A 16,260-nucleotide genomic window follows, 5' to 3' on the forward strand; every position below is an offset into this window, starting at 1 on the left:
TGCAACGCGTCTCCCGTCTCGATCAGGATCGGCGCGTGTGTCTGCGATCGGTCGTCAATCCGTAACCATGCCCGAAAAACGGCCCGGCCTCAATCACATGACTGTCAGCAGGGGTATCGCCCTGGTTCGAGGCGTCAGTGAGGCGCGCTCGATTCGGCCTCTTCCAGCCGCGCCGCCAGCGCCAGAATATCGGCCCAGGCCTGCTTCTTGGCCTGGGGCTGACGCAGCAGGAAGGCGGGGTGCAGGGTCGGCAGGGCGGGGGCGGAGACGTCGCCCTCGTGCAGCCGCCACTCACGCCACTGGCCGCGCATCTTCAGGATGCCTTCGTCGGTCGCCAGCACCGCCTTGGCCGAGGCCGCGCCCAGCAGCAGCACAAGCTTCGGCTTCAGGATGGCGAAGGCCCGCTCCACGAAGGGGGCGCAGGCGGCCTGTTCCTGCGGCGTAGGCGTCCGGTTGCCCGGCGGCCGCCAGAAGACGGTGTTGGTGATGAAGACCTTCCCGGTCAGGCCCGCGGCGTCGAGCATCTTGTCCAGCAACTGGCCCGCCTTGCCCACGAACGGCAGGCCCTGCGCGTCCTCGTCAGCCCCCGGACCTTCGCCGATGATCAGGATGGGGGCGTCCGTCGCGCCGCGCCCGAACACCGACTGCCGGGCGCCCATGCCACGCAGGGGGCAGCCTTCGAATGTCGCCACCGCCGCCGCCAGGGCTTCGAGCGTCTCAGCGCCCGCTGCCAGCCGCCGCGCCTCGTCGGCGGCGTCATGGCTGTTGTCCTGAACCACGACCGAGGCCGTCGCCTTGGCCACCGCCTTCAGGGCTGGCGGGGGGATATAGGTCCGGTCGACCGCGGCGTCTTCATAACAGGCGTCCACCCCCGCATCCCGCCAGAAGGCGAGCAGGCTTTCGGTCGCAGCGATGTCCTGGGGAGAAGCGTTCATGTCGTTCGGTACATGGATAAGCCTTGACCGCCGCAACGTCACGTTCTGATAAGCACATAACCACACTGAGAACCGGGATTCAGGAAACCATGGCCGAGGAAGCAATCGAGGGCGGCGCCACCACTCCGGCGCAGGAAGCCATCCTCGACAACCTGCCCCCGCTGGAAGCGCTTCAGGGCGTCGAGCGCGAGGTCATGGAATATGACGTCGTCATCGTTGGCGGCGGCCCCGCCGGCCTGTCCGCCGCCATCCGCCTGAAGCAGCGTGCGGAAGCCGAGGGCAAGGAGATCAACGTCGCGGTTCTGGAAAAGGCGGCCGAGGTCGGCGGCCACATCCTGTCCGGCGCGGTCATCGACCCCAAGGCGCTGAACGAACTCTTCCCCGACTGGAAGGAACGCGGCGCCCCGCTGGAGACGCCGGTCACAAAGGACAAGTTCCTGGTGCTCGGCCCGATGGGCGAGGTCTCCATCCCCATGCCGCTGCTGCCGCCGATGATGCACAACGACGGCTGCTACATCGCCTCGCTGGGCAACGTCACCCGCTGGCTGGGCGAGCAGGCCGAGGCCCTCGGCGTCGAGGTCTATCCCGGCATGGCCGCCAGCCACGTCGTCTGGGACGAGCCCACCGGCCGGGTGAAGGGCGTCGTCGCCGGCGTCTTTGGTATCGACAAGCACGGCCAGCCGACCGGCGACTTCCAGCCGGGCATCGAGCTGCATGGCAAATACGTCTTCATCGCCGAGGGCGTGCGCGGCTCGCTGGCCAAGACCATCATCGCCCGCCACAAGCTGGCCGCCGGCAAGTCGCCCCAGAAATTCGGCATCGGCCTGAAAGAGCTGTGGCAGGTCCCGGCCGAGAAGCACCAGCCGGGTCTGGTCCAGCACTCCACCGGCTGGCCGCTGGATGAGTTCACCGGCGGCGGTTCCTTCCTCTACCACTTCGGCGACAACTACATCGCCCTCGGCTACGTGGTTCACCTGAACTACAAGGACCCCTTCCTGTCGCCGTTCGACGAGTTCCAGCGGTTCAAGCACCATCCCTCGATCTCCCAACACCTCGAAGGCGGCACGCGCATCTCCTACGGCGCCCGCGCGATCACCGAGGGCGGTTTCCAGTCGGTGCCCAAGCTGTCGTTCCCCGGCGGCGTCCTGATCGGCTGTTCGGCGGGCTTCGTGAACGTGCCCCGGATCAAAGGCAGCCATAACGCCATGAAGACCGGCATGCTGGCCGCCGACGCCGCCTATGACGCGGTGATGGCCGGGCGCGAGGGCGACGAACTGGTCGAATACCAGACCGCCTATGAGAAGAGCTGGGTCGCGAAGGAGCTGAAGGGCGTCCGCAACGCCAAGCCCTATCTGACCAGGTTCGGCACGACCCTGGGCGGCGCGCTGGGCGTCGCCGAGATGTGGCTCTTCGCCCTGACCGGCCTGACCACGCCCTGGACGATGAAGCACAAGAAGACCGACGCGGCCTCGACCGAACCGGCCTCCAAATACAAGCCGCGCGTCTATCCCAGGCCGGACGGCAAGCTGTCGTTCGACAAGCTCTCGTCGGTGTTCATCTCCAACACCAACCATGCCGAGGAACAGCCGGCTCACCTGAAGCTGATCGACCCGACGGTGCCGATCCGCGTCAACCTGCCGAAGTTCGGCGAGCCCGCGCGCCTCTACTGCCCGGCGGGCGTCTATGAGGTCCTCTACGCCGAGGACGGCAAGTCGGATCCTCGCTTCCAGATCAACGCCCAGAACTGCGTCCACTGCAAAACCTGCGACATCAAGGACCCGTCGCAGAACATTGTCTGGACCACGCCCGAAGGCGGCGGCGGCCCCAACTATCCGAATATGTAGGGCCTGAGGGGAAACCCCCTCTTGCGGGGGAGGGACAAAGTGGCGAGGGTTCCGTCATGACGTCCCTCCGCCTCACGCTGCTTTCCTTCACGGCTCTCGGCCTCGCCCTGACCGCGCCCGGTCTCGCCATGGCCCAGGAAGCGCCGCCGGTCTCAGATCCGGCCGCCGGACAGCGTCCGCCGATCATCGTGCCGGTTCAGCCGGGCCAGTCGAATCCCGCCGTCCAGCCGCCAGCCGTTGTCGCCCCGGTTGAAGGCGAACCCGAGGACGGCGAGCCCGCTTCCGACGAAGCCCCACTCCCGCCGCCGGCCGCGCCGGCCATCATTCCCATCCCCGCCGTCTGGGCGCCGGCCCCGGTCAACCGCGAGGGCCACACCGCCTATGGCCTCTATCTCGGCGGGCGCAATCTGGTCGCGCGTTCGACCGTCGGCGATGGCGAGGCCGCCCTCGGCGCCCGCTATCTGTCCGAGGTTCAGTCCCTGACCCCGGAACAGCCGACCGTTCAGCAGCAGGCCTTCACCGCCGCCCTTCTGGCCGGGGATCTTTCGGACGCGGCCCGGATGGCGCCGTCGGGCGAGGGCGTTCCGCCGGTGCTTTCGGAGGCCGGGCGACTGGTTCAGGCCATCGACCTCTATGCCCACGGCAAGGCGCGCGAGGCCGCGGCGGTGTTCAAGGCCGGGCCGATCCAGATGCCTCATGCCGCCGCGGGCCTCCTGACCCAGCGCTGGATCGCCGCCGCCGGCGGCGACTGGGACTTCGCCCTGATCGGGCCGCCGCAGACCGCCAATGACACCTTCAGCCAGGTGCTGCGCTTCCAGCGCGCCCAGTTGCTGGAGCTCCATCGCCGTTACGATGAGGCCGAGGCCGAGTTCAGGGCTCTGGACGCCAATCCGGCCGCCCAGCCGCCCTTCCATGCGGGCTACGGCGCCTTCCTCGAGCGCCGTGGCCGCAAGGCCGAGGCGGTCGCTGTCTATGACAAGGCCCTGGCCGCCAATCCCGACAGCGTTCTGCTCGCGGCCGCCAAGGCGCGGGTATCCCAGCCTCGCAGCCGCGCCCCGGACGCCGCCACCTATCGCGACGGCGTCGCCCAGGGTCTGACGCTGGCCGCCTCCCTCGCCGCCGACAGCCGCGCCAATGAGTTCGCGGCCGTCTATCTGCGCATGGCCATGGAGGTCGCGCCCAGCGACGATATCCGCCTGCTGCTGGGCGGCGCCCTGGTCAGCGCTCATCTGGAAGCCGCTGCCCGCGACGCCATGGCCGCGATCGGCCCGCGCAACGCCGCCGCCTATGCCGCCGCCCGGCTGCAAATCGGCGCCAGCCTCGGCCGCGACGATCGCAAGGAAGAGGCCCTGGTCGAGTTCCGCAAGGCCTTCGCCGCCGCGCCGGAGTCCCAGGACATCGCCTATGCCCTGGCCACACAGCTTCTGGAGCTGAAGCGCAACGACGAGGCGCTGGAAATCCTCAACGGCCCGCTGCTCAACACCCCGGACCAGCCCGCCGCCGTCCACTTCGTGCGCGGCGCCGCCTATGAGGCGTCCGGCAAGATCGCGGAGGCTGAGACCGAGCTCGCCGCCGCCGTCGCCGACCAGCCCAATGAGCCGGCCTTCCTCAACTATCTGGGCTACCTCTGGGTCGACAACGGCACGAAGGTCACCGAGGGCGCGGCCCTGATCGCCCGCGCCCACGCCGCCGAGCCCAATGACGGAAACATCCAGGACTCGCTCGGCTGGGCCCAGTTCCGTCAGGGCCAATACGACACCGCCGTCGTCACCCTTGAGGAGGCTGTCGACAAGGAGCCGGCCAACGCCGAGATCAACGACCACCTCGGCGACGCCTATTGGCAGGTGGGCCGCAAGCGCGAGGCGGGCTTCCAGTGGAACCGCGTCCTGACCCTGAACCCCGACGCCGAACGTCGCGCCGGGGTAGAGAAGAAGCTGGCCGAGGGTCTGCCGCCCCAGACGCCTGTCGTGGCGCCGGTCACGGTCACGCTCCCCGCCGCGTCGGTCGGCGCCGAGCCGTAAGGTGCTGCTGACCGGGCTCGCGCCTGCCAAGATCAACCTCTTCCTCCACGTCGGGAGCCTGCAGGCCGACGGCTACCACCCGCTCGCCAGCTTGGTGGCCTTCGCCGATGTCGGCGATCGGGTCACGGTCGAACGCGACGAGGCCTTGTCCCTGAGCGTCGAAGGCCCGTTCGGCGCAGGCCTGGCGGCCGAGCCCGACAATCTGATCCTCAAGGCGCTGCGGGCCCTGGGGCAGGGCGCGGGGATCGGCGAGCCCGCCCTGCGGGTGACCCTCGACAAACAGCTGCCCATCGCCGCGGGTCTGGGCGGAGGTTCCTCCGACGCCGGGACCGCCCTGAAGCTGGCGCGCGAGCTGCTCGACCTCGATCTCGATGACGCCGCTCTGGAAGCGGTGGCGGGGGTGGTCGGCGCCGACGGTCCGATGTGCCTCCGCGCCCGCTCCGCCTGGGCCGAGGGCAGGGGAGACGTCCTGACCGAAGCGCCCGACCTGCCGTCGCTCCACGCCGTCCTCGTCAACCCGGGCGTCCCGTCCCCGACCGGCGCTGTCTATCGCGCCTTCGACGCCGGTCCTGCGGGTTCGACCGATCGCCCTGTCGCGCCCGACGACTGGAGCCCCGCCGCCGTCATCGACTGGCTGGGGCGGCAGCGGAACGATCTGGAGCCGCCCGCCCTCGCCCTGACCCCGGGGATCCGGCCGGCGCTTGACGCCGTGGCGGCCTGTGCGGGCGTCGGCCTTGCGCGCATGTCGGGCTCCGGCGCCACCGTCTTCGGCCTGTTCGCCGCGGCTGACGACGCCGACTGCGCCGCCGCCGCCCTGTCGCAGGACCGGTCTGACTGGTGGGTCAGGCGCGCCGTTCTCTGCGCGGACCGCTAGAGGCGCGGCTCATTATCGGCGTCCGGATGGAACTCCGGCCGCGCTAACCGTCTTTCCTTCGCGACAGCCCCATTCCGCAAGCCGTCGCGATCCCCCGCGCGATGGACCGAGAGTCAAAGGAAACCGTCATGCTTCGCGCCCGCCTTCTGACCGCAACCGCCGCCGTCGCCCTGTTCGCCGCCCCCGCCGCCTTCGCACAGGACGCGACTCCCGTCGCTGCGGCTCCGGCCATCGCGCCCGCCGCCTCCGACACCATCATCGATGAGCTCAAGGCCAACGGCCAGTTCACGACCCTGCTGGCCGCCCTCGACCGGGCCCAGCTGACCGAGACGCTGAAATCCCAGCCGGCGATCTCGATCTTCGCCCCGACCGACGCCGCCTTCGCCCAACTGCCCGAGGCCGAGCGCGCCCGGCTCATGGACCCGGAAAACGTCAATGAGCTGCGTCAGCTGCTGCTCTATCACCTCATCGTCGCCGACGTGAACTCGAGCCAGATCAAGGGCACGCGCGGCGGGGTCGAGACGGCGGCCCGCACCCAGGTCCAGCTGGACGGCACCGGCGACGCCATCAAGGTCGATGACGCCACCGTCACCACGGCCGACATCGACGCCTCCAACGGCGCCGTCTTCGCCATCGACAAGGTCCTGAACCCGGCCACCTCCGAGGTCGCCTCGGGCGACGCCGACGAGGCGCCAGCCGCCCCCATGGTCACCGAGGCCCCCGCCGCCGAGGCGCCGGCGACCGCTCCGGCCGCCCACCCGACGATGACCGCCCCGGTCGCCACCTCGGCCCCCGCGCCCACGCCCCCGATCGCCCCGACCCCGGATGAGGACAAGAACCCGGTCACGACCGAACCGGCCCCGACTCCGACGCCCACGCCGCAAGGCTAATTCCCTGCGTCAGGTTGAGTTTGCAGGCGGCGGGCCCTAGGGTCCGCCGCCTTTACTTTTGCCTGCACAAAGCCTCCCAGCCTTGCCCCACGCATCCGAACCCCTGTCCTTCCAGGACCTCATCCTGACGCTTCAGCGCTACTGGGGCGAACAGGGCTGCGCCCTGCTGCAGCCCTATGACATCGAGGTGGGGGCGGGGACCCTGCACCCGGCGACCGTCCTGCGCGCGCTCGGCACGAAGCCGTGGAAGGCCGCCTACGTCCAGCCCAGCCGCCGCCCCGGCGACGGCCGCTATGGCGAGAACCCCAACCGGCTCCAGCACTATTATCAATTCCAGGTCCTGCTGAAGCCGAACCCGGACAATCTGCAGGAGCTCTATCTCGGCTCGCTGGCTGCCATCGGCATCGACCCCAAACTGCACGACATCCGCTTCGTCGAGGACGACTGGGAAAACCCCACCGTCGGCGCCTGGGGTCTGGGCTGGGAGGTCTGGTGCGACGGCATGGAGGTGACCCAGTTCACCTATTTCCAGGGCGTCGGCGGCATCGAGGTCGACGTCGTCTCGGGCGAGCTGACCTACGGGCTCGAGCGTCTGGCCATGTATGTCCAGGGCGTCGACAACGTCTATGACCTGAAGTTCAACAACGACGGCCTGACCTATGGCGAGGTCTTCCTCGAGAACGAGCGCCAGCAGTCGGAAGCCAATTTCCACGGCTATGAGGTCGAGGGGCTGAAGCGCCGCTTCGAGGACATGGAGCGCGAGTCGACCCGCCTGCTCGCCATGACCGGACCGCAAGGGCAGCCGCTCGTTCTGCCCGCCTACGATCAGGTTCTGAAAGCCTCGCACCTCTTCAACCTGATGGACGCCCGCGGCGCCATCGCCGTCGCCGAACGCCAGAGCTACATCGGCCGCATCCGCGACCTCTGCAAAGCCTGCGCCCTCGCCTACGTCGAACAAGAGCGGAAAACCGCCTGATGCCCCAACTCCTCCTCGAACTCTTCTCCGAAGAAATCCCCGCCCGCATGCAGCAGGGCGCCGCGCGCGACTTGGAACGCATGGTCTCCGAGCGGCTCAAGGCCGCCGGCCTGAGCTGGGAGGCGCTCAATGTCTTCGCCGGCCCGCGCCGTCTGACGCTCGTCATCGACGGTCTGCCCTCGGCGACGCCCGACCGTTCGGAAGAGCTGAAGGGCCCGCGCGCCAATGCCCCGGAGCAGGCGCTGGAAGGCTTCCTGCGCAAGACCGGCCTGACCAAGGACCAGCTGACCGAGCGCGACGGCGTCTTCTTCGCCGTCATCGAGCAGAAGGGCCGCGCCACCGCCGACATCGTCCCCGAGACCGTCGACGCCATCGTTCGCGCCTTCCCCTGGCCCAAGTCGATGCGCTGGGGCTCCGGAACCCTGCGCTGGATCCGTCCGCTGAAGCGCATCCTCTGCCTGTTCGACGGCAAGGTCGTGCCCTTCGACATCGACGGCATCCTGTCCGACGCGATCACCGAGGGCCACCGCTTCCTCGGCAAGGGCCAGCCCATCGCCGTCAACGACTTCGCCGACTACCGCCGCAAGCTGGAGGCCGACTACGTCCTGCTCGACGTCGCCGACCGCAAGCTGAACATCCTCGACGCCTCGAAATCTATCACGGCCGCCAGGGGCCTCGCCCTCGTCGACGACGACGGCCTGCTGGACGAGGTCGCGGGCCTGGCCGAATGGCCGACCCCCATCCTCGGCGACATGGACCCCCAGTTCCTCAGCCTGCCGCCCGAGGTGGTCCGGCTGTCGATGAAGGTGCACCAGAAGTATTTCGCCGTCCGTGATCCGTCGAAGCATGGCCTCGCGCCCAACTTCGTCGTCGTCGCCAATGTCGAGGCCTCCGACGGCGGCGCGGCCCTCGCCGCCGGCAACAGCCGCGTGCTGTCGGCCCGCCTGAACGACGCCCGCTTCTTCTGGGACGAGGACCTCAAGACCGGCTTTGACGCTTGGTCGGAGAAGCTCTCCGGCGTCACCTTCCACGCCAAACTCGGCACGCTCGCCGAACGCGTCGACCGCATCGCCGCCCTCGCGCGCGAGATCGCCCCTCTGGTCGGCGCCGACGCCGATCAGGCCGAACGCGCCGCCCGCCTCGCCAAGGCCGATCTGGCCTCCGGCATGGTCGGGGAATTCCCGGAACTGCAGGGCGTCATGGGCGGCTACTACGCCCGCGCCGCCGGCGAGCCTGACGCCGTCGCCGACGCCGTCCGCGACCACTACAAGCCGCAGGGCCCGGCCGACACCGTCCCGACCGCCCCGGTCACCGTCGCGGTCGCCCTCGCCGACAAGCTCGACACCCTCGTCGGCTTTTTCGCCATCGACGAAAAGCCCACGGGCTCGAAGGATCCCTATGCGCTGCGGAGAGCGGCGCTGGGCGTGATCCGGTTGGTGCTGGAGAACCAGATCCGGCTGCATATCCGTGGCGCGGCCTTGGATGCTTGGTCGGAGCGGTGGTTCCAACAAAAGCACGACGACCGCTTTGAAGACGTCACGACCTTCTTCGCCGACCGCCTGAAGGTCCTCCTGCGCGATCAGGGCCAGCGTCACGACCTCGTCGACGCCGTCTTCGCCCTCGGTGACGACGACCTCGTCCGCATCGTCCGCCGCGTCGAGGCCCTGGCCGCCTTCCTCGCCACCGACGACGGCGCCAATCTGCTGGCCGGCTTCAAGCGCGCGTCCAACATCCTCAAGGCCGAGGAGAAGAAAGGGCCGGTGCCGACCGGCGCCGTCGCCACGGGCCTCGCCAACCAGCCCGAGGCCGAGACTGCCCTGGCCTTCGCGACCGCCGCCGCCGCGACCGCCGTCGACACGGCCCTGGACGCCGAGGATTTCGCCGCCGCCATGACGGCCCTCGCCGCCCTGCGCGCCCCGGTCGACGCCTTCTTCACCGACGTCCTCGTCAACTCCGACGTGCCCGCCGAACGCGACAACCGCCTGAAACTCCTGGGCCAGGTCCGCGACGTCATGGGCCGCGTCGCCGACTTCGGCCTGATCGCGGGCTGACGCGAAGCGTCTCCTCCCCTCGCGTAGCGTGGGGAGGGGGACCACCCGCCGCTTGGCGGGTGGTGGAGGGGGTTCTTTCTCGGAACCCCCCTCCGTCCGGCGAAGGCAAGGCAGCAAGAGCCCCCTCCGTCACGGCCCCAACCGGGGCCGCGCCACCTCCCCATCGCAAGGCGATGGGGAGGAGATTCAGGCCCGAAACAGCAACGACCCGTCGCCGTAGGAGTAGAACCGGTACCGGTCCCGGATCGCGTGCTCATAGGCCGCGCGCATCGTCTCCAGCCCTGCGAAGGCCGAGACCAGCATGAACAGGGTCGACTTGGGCAGATGGAAATTGGTCATCAGCACATCCACCGCCCGGAACCGGTAGCCCGGGGTGATGAAGATGGCCGTGTCGCCGTGGAAGGCCTGAACCACGCCCTCCGGCGTCGTCGCCGACTCCAGCAGCCGCAGCGAGGTCGTGCCCACGCAGACGATCCGCCCACCATTGGCATGGACAGCGTTCAGGGCGGCGGCGGTTTCGGCCGACACCTCGCCCCACTCGGAATGCATCTTGTGGTCGGCCGTATCGTCCGCCTTGACCGGCAGGAAGGTGCCGGCGCCCACATGCAGGGTCACCGCATGGGTCGTCACGCCCTTGGCCCGGATCGCCTCCAGCAGGTCCGGCGTGAAATGCAGTCCCGCGGTCGGCGCCGCCACCGAGCCGTCGTGCTGGGCATAGACGGTCTGATAGTCGGTCAGGTCGCGATCGTCCTCGGGCCGTTTGGCCGCGATATAGGGCGGCAGGGGCATGACCCCCACGGCCCGGATGGCGTCGTCCAGCGCCGGCCCGGCCAGGTCGAACTTCAGGGTGATCAGGCCGTCCTCGCCCTTGTCGGCGACCGTGGCTTCCAGTGTCTGGAACTTGATCCGGTCCCCCGCCTTGATCCGCTTGCCGGGCTTCATGAAGGCCGACCAGACGTCGGGCGCATCCCGGTGATGCAGGGTCGCCTCGACCTCGACGGTCAGGATCTCGCCCGCCACCACTGGATCGGGCCGTTCCCGCACCCCCGACAGCCGCGCCGGGATCACCCGCGTGTCATTGAACACCAGGGCGTCGCCGGCCCGCAGGAAGTCTGGCAGGTCCCGGATGATCCGGTCCCCCAGCGCGCCATCCTGAACCACCAGCAGCCGCGCGGAATCCCGCGGCTCCCCAGGCCTCAGGGCGATGCGGTCCTCGGGCAGGTCGAAATCAAAGTCGGCGGTCTTCATCAGGCGGCGCAAAGGCCACGGAGGAGGGGAGGGGTCAAGTAGAGTTCACTATCGGCGGCCTGAGGCCTTCAACGCCCGGAGCGCGGCGAGGTCGGTGGCGGACACCTCCATCCAAGGACCGGAGTTGCCGCAATAGTTCGCGTACCATGCGCCGCGAGCCTCGCGCGGATTGGACCGATCACGTGGAACCGGTTCGAGGAACAGCAGATATTCTCCGCCGACATCGTCGGTGTAGAAGGCGCCGCTGTTCCTGAAGGTGAACAGGGACAGTTCAGTGGGCGGCTGGCCCTTGAAGGTTTCGAGCACTCGTACGCGGGTCAATGTCCAGGGCGCGTCGTCGTCGGACCAGCCGGGCTGCCGCCAGCTATCGAAGGCCGAAATGACCCTGACGTGCACGACCAGCGGATCGTCGCCGAACTCCCGCTCCACGGTCGGATGGGCGTAGAGGACGCCATCATAGCTGCACAGGGCCTGAGCCGGGCCGAACCAGATGGCGCCGAGAAGCAGGGCCAGGAAGGCGGGTGTGGAGCGGGCCATGTCGGTTCGAATTCAGAAGGATGAACCACCACGCTGCACCCGGCCGGAACGGGCGTCAAACCCCGGTCGAATCGGCACTGAACCTTGATCAGGCCGGGGCGTTCGAGCCAGATGAAAACCTCCCCCCTTCTGCCCTCCGTCCTCATCGGCGCCGTCGCCAGCGCCCGCTCCATGACCCCGATGGCCGCCCTCGCCACCGCCCGCCTCGCGGGTGAGCGCACACCCGGCAAGCTCATCCTTCTGGACCATCCGTTGTTCAGGTTCGGGGCGCTGGCCATGGGCGTGGGCGAGCTGTTCGGCGACAAGATGAAGACCGCGCCCGACCGCACCGTCTTCCTCGGCTTGCTGGCCCGGGTGATGAGCGCGGGCATCGCCGGCGCCGCCCTTGCCCCCAAAGGCCGCGAGAAGACCGGCGCCGCGCTGGCTGTCGGGACCGCCATTCCGCTGGCCTACCTCGGCCTCGCCGGTCGCAAGAGGGCCATGGCCCGCATCGGCCAGACGAAGAGCGGCCTGATCGAGGACGCCCTCATCGTCGCCGCCGGCGCCGCCGTGGTGGGCTTGACCGCGCGGCGGCGCTGACCCCGGATCGTCCCCGGGTTTAAGTGTTGCTTCAGCCGTTCAGGGCAGGATGGCCGGATGAGTTTCGACCTTCCAAATCTCGCTGACGGCGGGCGTCTCGACGCCTGGGACCGCTTGAGACGACCGGTGTGGCTGTTCGACCCGGTCAGCTGCCGGGGCGTCTACGCGAACGTCGCCGCCCTGGCCTTGTGGGGCGCGGTCGATCTGGATGAGCTTCTGGCTCGGGACTTCTCCAAACTGTCCCCGGCCGTCCGGGCGCGAACCGACCGGCTCCGGGCGGCGACCACCGAGGGACGGGAGGTCGAGGAGCACTGGACCTTCTATCCCAACGGCAGCCCGGTGACGGTGCAGGCGGTGATCTCGACCGTCGCCCTCGCCGATGGCCGCGAGGTCCTGCTGTTCGAGGCCGCCGCCGTCGAGGTCGAGGCCGAGGAACGCCGCGCGGTCGAGGCCCTGCGCCACTCCTCCGGCCCGGTCGGCCTGTTCGACGGCGAGGGGAAGTCATTGTTCGCCAACCCCGCCGCCTTCGCCGCCTATGGTCTGGACTCGGGCTTCGTCGCCCGGTTCGCGAAGCCGGAAGACGGCGAGGAGGTTCTGGCCCGCGCCATGGAAGGCCAGGCCACCGGCGCCCTGTTCCAGATGACCACGGGGGCCGGTCCGCGCTGGCACCACATCGATTGCCGCCCGCTCCAGGACCCCGTCACCGGCGCGATCAGCGTCCTGCTCAATGAGCGCGACGTGACCGACCGGGTCGAGGCCGAGGCCGCCCGCGCTGCCGCCGAACAGAAGGCCGCCATGGCCGAGGCCCGGCAGCGCTTCCTGACCGAGATGTCGCATGAGCTGCGCACCCCGTTGAACGCGGTGCTCGGCTTCTCGGCCCTGCTGTCCGAGGCCGGGCTGGCCCCTGTCCAGCAGGATCACGTCGGCCGCATCCACGCCGCAGGCGAGCGCCTGTCCACTGTCGTCGAGCAGATGATCGGCCTGTCCCAGCTGGAAGACTGGACCGGCGGCATTGAGCCGACGGCCGAACACGAGCCGGGCCTTCCGGACGACAACAGTCTTGCCGCCGATGAAGACGAGGGGCGGGCTATGCGCGTCCTCTATGTCGACGACAACGACAGCAACCGGGCCCTGATCTCGGCCCTTCTGGCCATGCAGGGCATCGTCTGCGAGACGGCCGATGACGGCGCGCAAGGGTTGGCTGCGGCCGCTCGCGGCGACTGGGACGTGATCCTGATGGACATCCAGATGCCGGTGATGGACGGGGTCGAGGCCTCCAGACGCATCCGCCTGCTGGACTCCGAAGCCTCGGCCGTGCCGATCATCGCCGTGACTGCCAATACGCTGGACGAGCAACTGGCCGCCTATGCGGATGTCGGGATGAACGACTGCGTCGCCAAGCCGGTGAAGGCCCCCGAGTTGCTGACCAGGCTGTTCGAATGGGCCACCACCTCCTGGCGCGAGGACTGGCGGGCGCAGAACCTGGCCGCGGTCGCCTGAGCCGGCGAACCGAGACGGGCCGCACGCAGCCGTTGACCCCGCGCCCCTGACGCGCCAAACCGCGCGCCATGCTTCAGAACCTCGAAACCCTCGCCCGTGAGGCCAAGTCCTGGCCGTTCGAACAAGCCCGCAATCTTCTGGCCCATGTGCTCAAGAAGCGGCTGTCGGACGCCGAGCGGGATGCGGCCAGGCTGCTGATCGACGCCGGCAAGGCGGATGAGGCCCTGGCGACCTTCGAGGCCCTGCAACGGCCGGTGATCCTGGAGACGGGCTACGGCCCCTCCGGCCTGCCGCACATGGGCACCTTCGGCGAGGTGGCCCGCACCACCATGGTCAGGAACGCCTTTCGCGCCCTGACCGGCGACCATTGGCCGACGCGGCTGATCGCCTTCTCCGATGACATGGACGGCCTGCGCAAGGTGCCCGAAGGCGTGCCCAACCCCGAGATGCTGCGCGAGGACCTGCACCTGTCGCTGACCCGGGTGCGCGACCCGTTCGGCACCCACGACAGCTTCGGCGCTCACAACAACGCCCGCCTGCGCGCCTTCCTCGACGGCTTCGGCTTCGACTATGAGTTCATGTCCTCGACCGAGACCTACAAGTCCGGCCGGTTCGACGCGACGCTGCTGACGATGCTCGAGCGCTATGACGCCGTCATGGCGATCATGCTGCCGACCCTGGGCGAAGAGCGCCGCGCCACCTATTCGCCCTTCCTGCCGGTCAGCCCGATCACCGGCCATGTGCTGCAGGTCCCGACCCTGGCGCGCGACGTCGAGAAGGGCACGATCACCTTCGAGGATCCGGCGGGCGAGCCCGGCAACCGCACCGAGGTCCCGGTCACCGGCGGCCATGTGAAGCTGCAGTGGAAGCCTGACTGGGCCATGCGCTGGACCGCGCTGGACGTCGACTACGAGATGTCGGGCAAGGACCTGATCGAGAGCGTGCGCGAGAGCTCCAAGGTCTGCCGCGCCCTGGGCGGCGTGCCGCCGGAAGGCTTCAACTACGAGCTCTTCCTCGACATCGAGGGCAAGAAGATCTCCAAGTCCAAGGGCAACGGCCTGACGATGGACGAGTGGCTGCGCTACGGCACGCCGGAGTCCTTGAGCTGGTACATGTTCCAGTCGCCGAAGTCGGCCAAGAGCCTGCACTTCAACGTCATTCCGCGCGCCATCGACGACTATCTGGCCTTCATCGAGAACTACAAGACCCAGGAGCCGGCCAAGCAGATCGACAACGCCGTCTGGTCGATCCACGCCGGATCGCCGCCGTCGGCCGTCTCGCCGGTCTCGTTCGCGCTTCTGCTCAACCTCGTGGGCGTGGCCAACGCCTCGTCCAAGGCGCAGCTCTGGGCCTATTTCGCCAAATACCTGCCCGAGGCGACGCCCGAGAACGAGCCGGTGCTGGACCAGCTGATGGACCGGGCGCTTAACTACTACGTCGACTTCGTGAAGCCCTCGAAGTCGTACCGCCTGCCGGACCAGAAGGAGAAGGCGGCCCTGCTCGACCTCGCCGAACGCCTCAAGGCCCTCCCGGCCGACACCACCGACGGCGAGCTGATCCAGAACGAGGTCTATGCGGTGGGCAAGGATCACGCCTTCGAGCCCCTGCGCGCCTGGTTCGCCGCCCTGTATGAGGTCCTGCTCGGCGCCTCGCAGGGGCCGCGCTTCGGATCGTTCGCCGCCATCTACGGCCTGCCGCAGACGATTCAACTGATCGAAGAAGGCGCGGCTGGAAAACTCGCCGTTTAGCGTTTATCTACAAATAGATACGTGACATTTCGGCGTTGCGGTGTAGTCGGGCGCCTCCTCAGGGAGGCAGGCATTGGACTATCTCATCGACCGCGACGACCGGATCGTCACGGTGAAAATCGGCCCGTCGGATTCCGGGGAGGCGACGACGGAGAGCCTGCTCGCCCTGGGCGATGCCGAGCCCGATCTCTGGACCTGGGACTGTATCATCCATGTCCCGGTGGTGGCCCAGGATGCGTCCGTCGAGCAGGTCGCGCGCGCGGCCCGAAAGTACGCCACCCAGAAAGGCGTCCGCGCGACCACAGTCTTCGTTACGGACGACGCCTATCTGCATCTCTGGGCGAAGGTGATGGATGTCCAGTTTCCCGGACGCAAACATCTGGTCGTCCGCGACATCGCCCTGGCCCGCGAGCTGATCCTTTCGCGGCGGCTTCTGAAGATGAACCGAAAATAACGGCGACGCTCGGGGAGCCTTCAGGCGAGCTGGCGCATTCTCACACCCATCGACCAACCTCGATGAAATGGAGAGAGCCATGTCGAAGTCCTTCAAGATCACCCTCGCGACCGCCGCCGCCCTGGCCTCGCTCGTCACCGCCGCCCCGATGGCGGCGTCCGCCCAGTCGAACGGCATCACCAGCTGCGACGCCCCCGGCGGCCGTCAGACGGCCGGCGCCCTGATCGGTGGCGTGCTCGGCGGCGTGGTGGGGTCCAACCTTGCCCGTAACGAGCGCACGGCCGGCACCATCGTCGGCGCCGGCGCTGGCGCCGCGGCCGGGTCCTACATCGGCTGTAACCAGCAGCGCGCCCGCGCCGCCTCGGCCCAGGGCCAGTATCGCGCCACCTCCAACCTGCGCATCCGCTCGGGTCCGGGCACCAACTACGGCACGCGCGGCACCCTGGCCGCCGGTCAGCGCTTCAGCGCCATCGGCTCGTCCGGCGAGTGGGTCCAGATCGCCGGCGGCGGCTGGGTCAACGCCCACTACGTCACGACCAACTGAGTTCAGCCCTCGGGTTGAGGAAGGGGCCGCTCCGCAAGGGGCGGCTCTTTCTTTTTGGG

14 protein-coding genes are annotated in these 16,260 nt (G+C 68.8%); 11 read left to right on the forward strand and 3 right to left on the reverse strand.

What is annotated here, in order from left to right; genetic code table 11:
• Nucleotides 1–134: 134 nt before the first annotated feature.
• A complete protein-coding gene (locus AC1ROD_RS14675; RefSeq protein ID WP_492949002.1) occupies nucleotides 135–935 on the reverse strand; it encodes a uracil-DNA glycosylase in 801 nt (266 codons plus the stop codon).
• Between the two features lie 194 nt (nucleotides 936–1,129).
• Between AC1ROD_RS14675 and AC1ROD_RS14680 the strand changes: the two genes are divergently transcribed.
• The 6 genes from AC1ROD_RS14680 to glyS all read left to right on the forward strand — a co-directional run bounded on the left by AC1ROD_RS14680 (nucleotide 1,130) and on the right by glyS (nucleotide 9,591).
• Nucleotides 1,130–2,779 carry an electron transfer flavoprotein-ubiquinone oxidoreductase gene (locus tag AC1ROD_RS14680; RefSeq protein ID WP_492949078.1) on the forward strand — a complete coding sequence of 550 codons (1,650 nt, stop codon included), beginning with the start codon at nucleotides 1,130–1,132 and terminating at the stop codon, nucleotides 2,777–2,779.
• A 56-nt stretch (nucleotides 2,780–2,835) separates the two neighbouring features.
• Complete coding sequence (locus AC1ROD_RS14685; RefSeq protein ID WP_492949003.1) at nucleotides 2,836–4,800, forward strand: tetratricopeptide repeat protein; 1,965 nt, start codon at nucleotides 2,836–2,838, stop codon at nucleotides 4,798–4,800.
• A gap of 1 nt (nucleotide 4,801) precedes the next feature.
• On the forward strand, nucleotides 4,802–5,674 hold the full coding sequence (locus AC1ROD_RS14690) for a 4-(cytidine 5'-diphospho)-2-C-methyl-D-erythritol kinase (protein WP_492949004.1): 873 nt from the start codon (nucleotides 4,802–4,804) through the stop codon (nucleotides 5,672–5,674).
• A gap of 128 nt (nucleotides 5,675–5,802) precedes the next feature.
• Nucleotides 5,803–6,564: a fasciclin domain-containing protein gene (locus AC1ROD_RS14695; RefSeq protein WP_492949005.1), complete on the forward strand. Its 762-nt coding sequence runs from the start codon at nucleotides 5,803–5,805 to the stop codon at nucleotides 6,562–6,564.
• Nucleotides 6,565–6,646: 82 nt separating this feature from the next.
• Nucleotides 6,647–7,540, forward strand: coding sequence for a glycine--tRNA ligase subunit alpha (locus AC1ROD_RS14700; RefSeq protein ID WP_492949006.1), 894 nt, complete (start codon nucleotides 6,647–6,649; stop codon nucleotides 7,538–7,540).
• Nucleotides 7,540–9,591, forward strand: coding sequence for a glycine--tRNA ligase subunit beta (glyS, locus tag AC1ROD_RS14705; protein ID WP_492949007.1), 2,052 nt, complete (start codon nucleotides 7,540–7,542; stop codon nucleotides 9,589–9,591). Before AC1ROD_RS14700 ends, glyS begins: the two co-directional genes overlap by 1 nt.
• A 186-nt stretch (nucleotides 9,592–9,777) precedes the next feature.
• Here glyS and queA read toward each other — a convergent pair whose 3' ends face one another.
• Entirely contained in the window at nucleotides 9,778–10,839 is a 1,062-nt protein-coding gene (gene queA / locus AC1ROD_RS14710) for a tRNA preQ1(34) S-adenosylmethionine ribosyltransferase-isomerase QueA (RefSeq protein ID WP_492949008.1), read from the reverse strand.
• Between the two features lie 48 nt (nucleotides 10,840–10,887).
• On the reverse strand, nucleotides 10,888–11,376 hold the full coding sequence (locus tag AC1ROD_RS14715; RefSeq protein WP_492949009.1) for a hypothetical protein: 489 nt from the start codon (nucleotides 11,374–11,376) through the stop codon (nucleotides 10,888–10,890).
• Nucleotides 11,377–11,487: 111 nt separating this feature from the next.
• Here AC1ROD_RS14715 and AC1ROD_RS14720 point away from each other — a divergent pair, with 111 nt between their 5' ends.
• From AC1ROD_RS14720 to AC1ROD_RS14740, 5 genes are all read left to right on the forward strand, one after another.
• Complete coding sequence (locus AC1ROD_RS14720; protein ID WP_492949010.1) at nucleotides 11,488–11,955, forward strand: hypothetical protein; 468 nt, start codon at nucleotides 11,488–11,490, stop codon at nucleotides 11,953–11,955.
• Between the two features lie 57 nt (nucleotides 11,956–12,012).
• The gene (locus tag AC1ROD_RS14725; RefSeq protein ID WP_492949011.1) at nucleotides 12,013–13,455 is read left to right on the forward strand and encodes a response regulator; all 1,443 of its coding nucleotides are present in this window, start codon (nucleotides 12,013–12,015) and stop codon (nucleotides 13,453–13,455) included.
• A gap of 68 nt (nucleotides 13,456–13,523) precedes the next feature.
• Nucleotides 13,524–15,203: a lysine--tRNA ligase gene (locus tag AC1ROD_RS14730; RefSeq protein ID WP_492949012.1), complete on the forward strand. Its 1,680-nt coding sequence runs from the start codon at nucleotides 13,524–13,526 to the stop codon at nucleotides 15,201–15,203.
• A gap of 73 nt (nucleotides 15,204–15,276) precedes the next feature.
• Complete coding sequence (locus AC1ROD_RS14735; RefSeq protein ID WP_492949013.1) at nucleotides 15,277–15,657, forward strand: hypothetical protein; 381 nt, start codon at nucleotides 15,277–15,279, stop codon at nucleotides 15,655–15,657.
• Nucleotides 15,658–15,736: 79 nt separating this feature from the next.
• A complete protein-coding gene (locus AC1ROD_RS14740) occupies nucleotides 15,737–16,201 on the forward strand; it encodes an SH3 domain-containing protein (RefSeq protein WP_492949014.1) in 465 nt (154 codons plus the stop codon).
• Nucleotides 16,202–16,260 lie beyond the last annotated feature (59 nt).

This window comes from Brevundimonas sp. GW821-FHT12E07, from assembly GCF_058807035.1.

Excerpts from the sequence above, each read along its gene's own strand:
- AC1ROD_RS14720 (WP_492949010.1), top strand. The coding sequence starts at position 11,488 with ATGAAAACCTCCCCCCTTCTGCCCTCCGTCCTCATCGGCGCCGTCGCC.
- AC1ROD_RS14725 (WP_492949011.1), top strand. The coding sequence starts at position 12,013 with ATGAGTTTCGACCTTCCAAATCTCGCTGACGGCGGGCGTCTCGACGCC.
- AC1ROD_RS14675 (WP_492949002.1), bottom strand. The coding sequence starts at position 935 with ATGAACGCTTCTCCCCAGGACATCGCTGCGACCGAAAGCCTGCTCGCC.
- glyS (WP_492949007.1), top strand. The coding sequence starts at position 7,540 with ATGCCCCAACTCCTCCTCGAACTCTTCTCCGAAGAAATCCCCGCCCGC.
- AC1ROD_RS14685 (WP_492949003.1), top strand. The coding sequence starts at position 2,836 with ATGACGTCCCTCCGCCTCACGCTGCTTTCCTTCACGGCTCTCGGCCTC.
- AC1ROD_RS14695 (WP_492949005.1), top strand. The coding sequence starts at position 5,803 with ATGCTTCGCGCCCGCCTTCTGACCGCAACCGCCGCCGTCGCCCTGTTC.
- queA (WP_492949008.1), bottom strand. The coding sequence starts at position 10,839 with ATGAAGACCGCCGACTTTGATTTCGACCTGCCCGAGGACCGCATCGCC.
- AC1ROD_RS14715 (WP_492949009.1), bottom strand. The coding sequence starts at position 11,376 with ATGGCCCGCTCCACACCCGCCTTCCTGGCCCTGCTTCTCGGCGCCATC.
- AC1ROD_RS14680 (WP_492949078.1), top strand. The coding sequence starts at position 1,130 with ATGGAATATGACGTCGTCATCGTTGGCGGCGGCCCCGCCGGCCTGTCC.
- AC1ROD_RS14740 (WP_492949014.1), top strand. The coding sequence starts at position 15,737 with ATGTCGAAGTCCTTCAAGATCACCCTCGCGACCGCCGCCGCCCTGGCC.
- AC1ROD_RS14730 (WP_492949012.1), top strand. The coding sequence starts at position 13,524 with ATGCTTCAGAACCTCGAAACCCTCGCCCGTGAGGCCAAGTCCTGGCCG.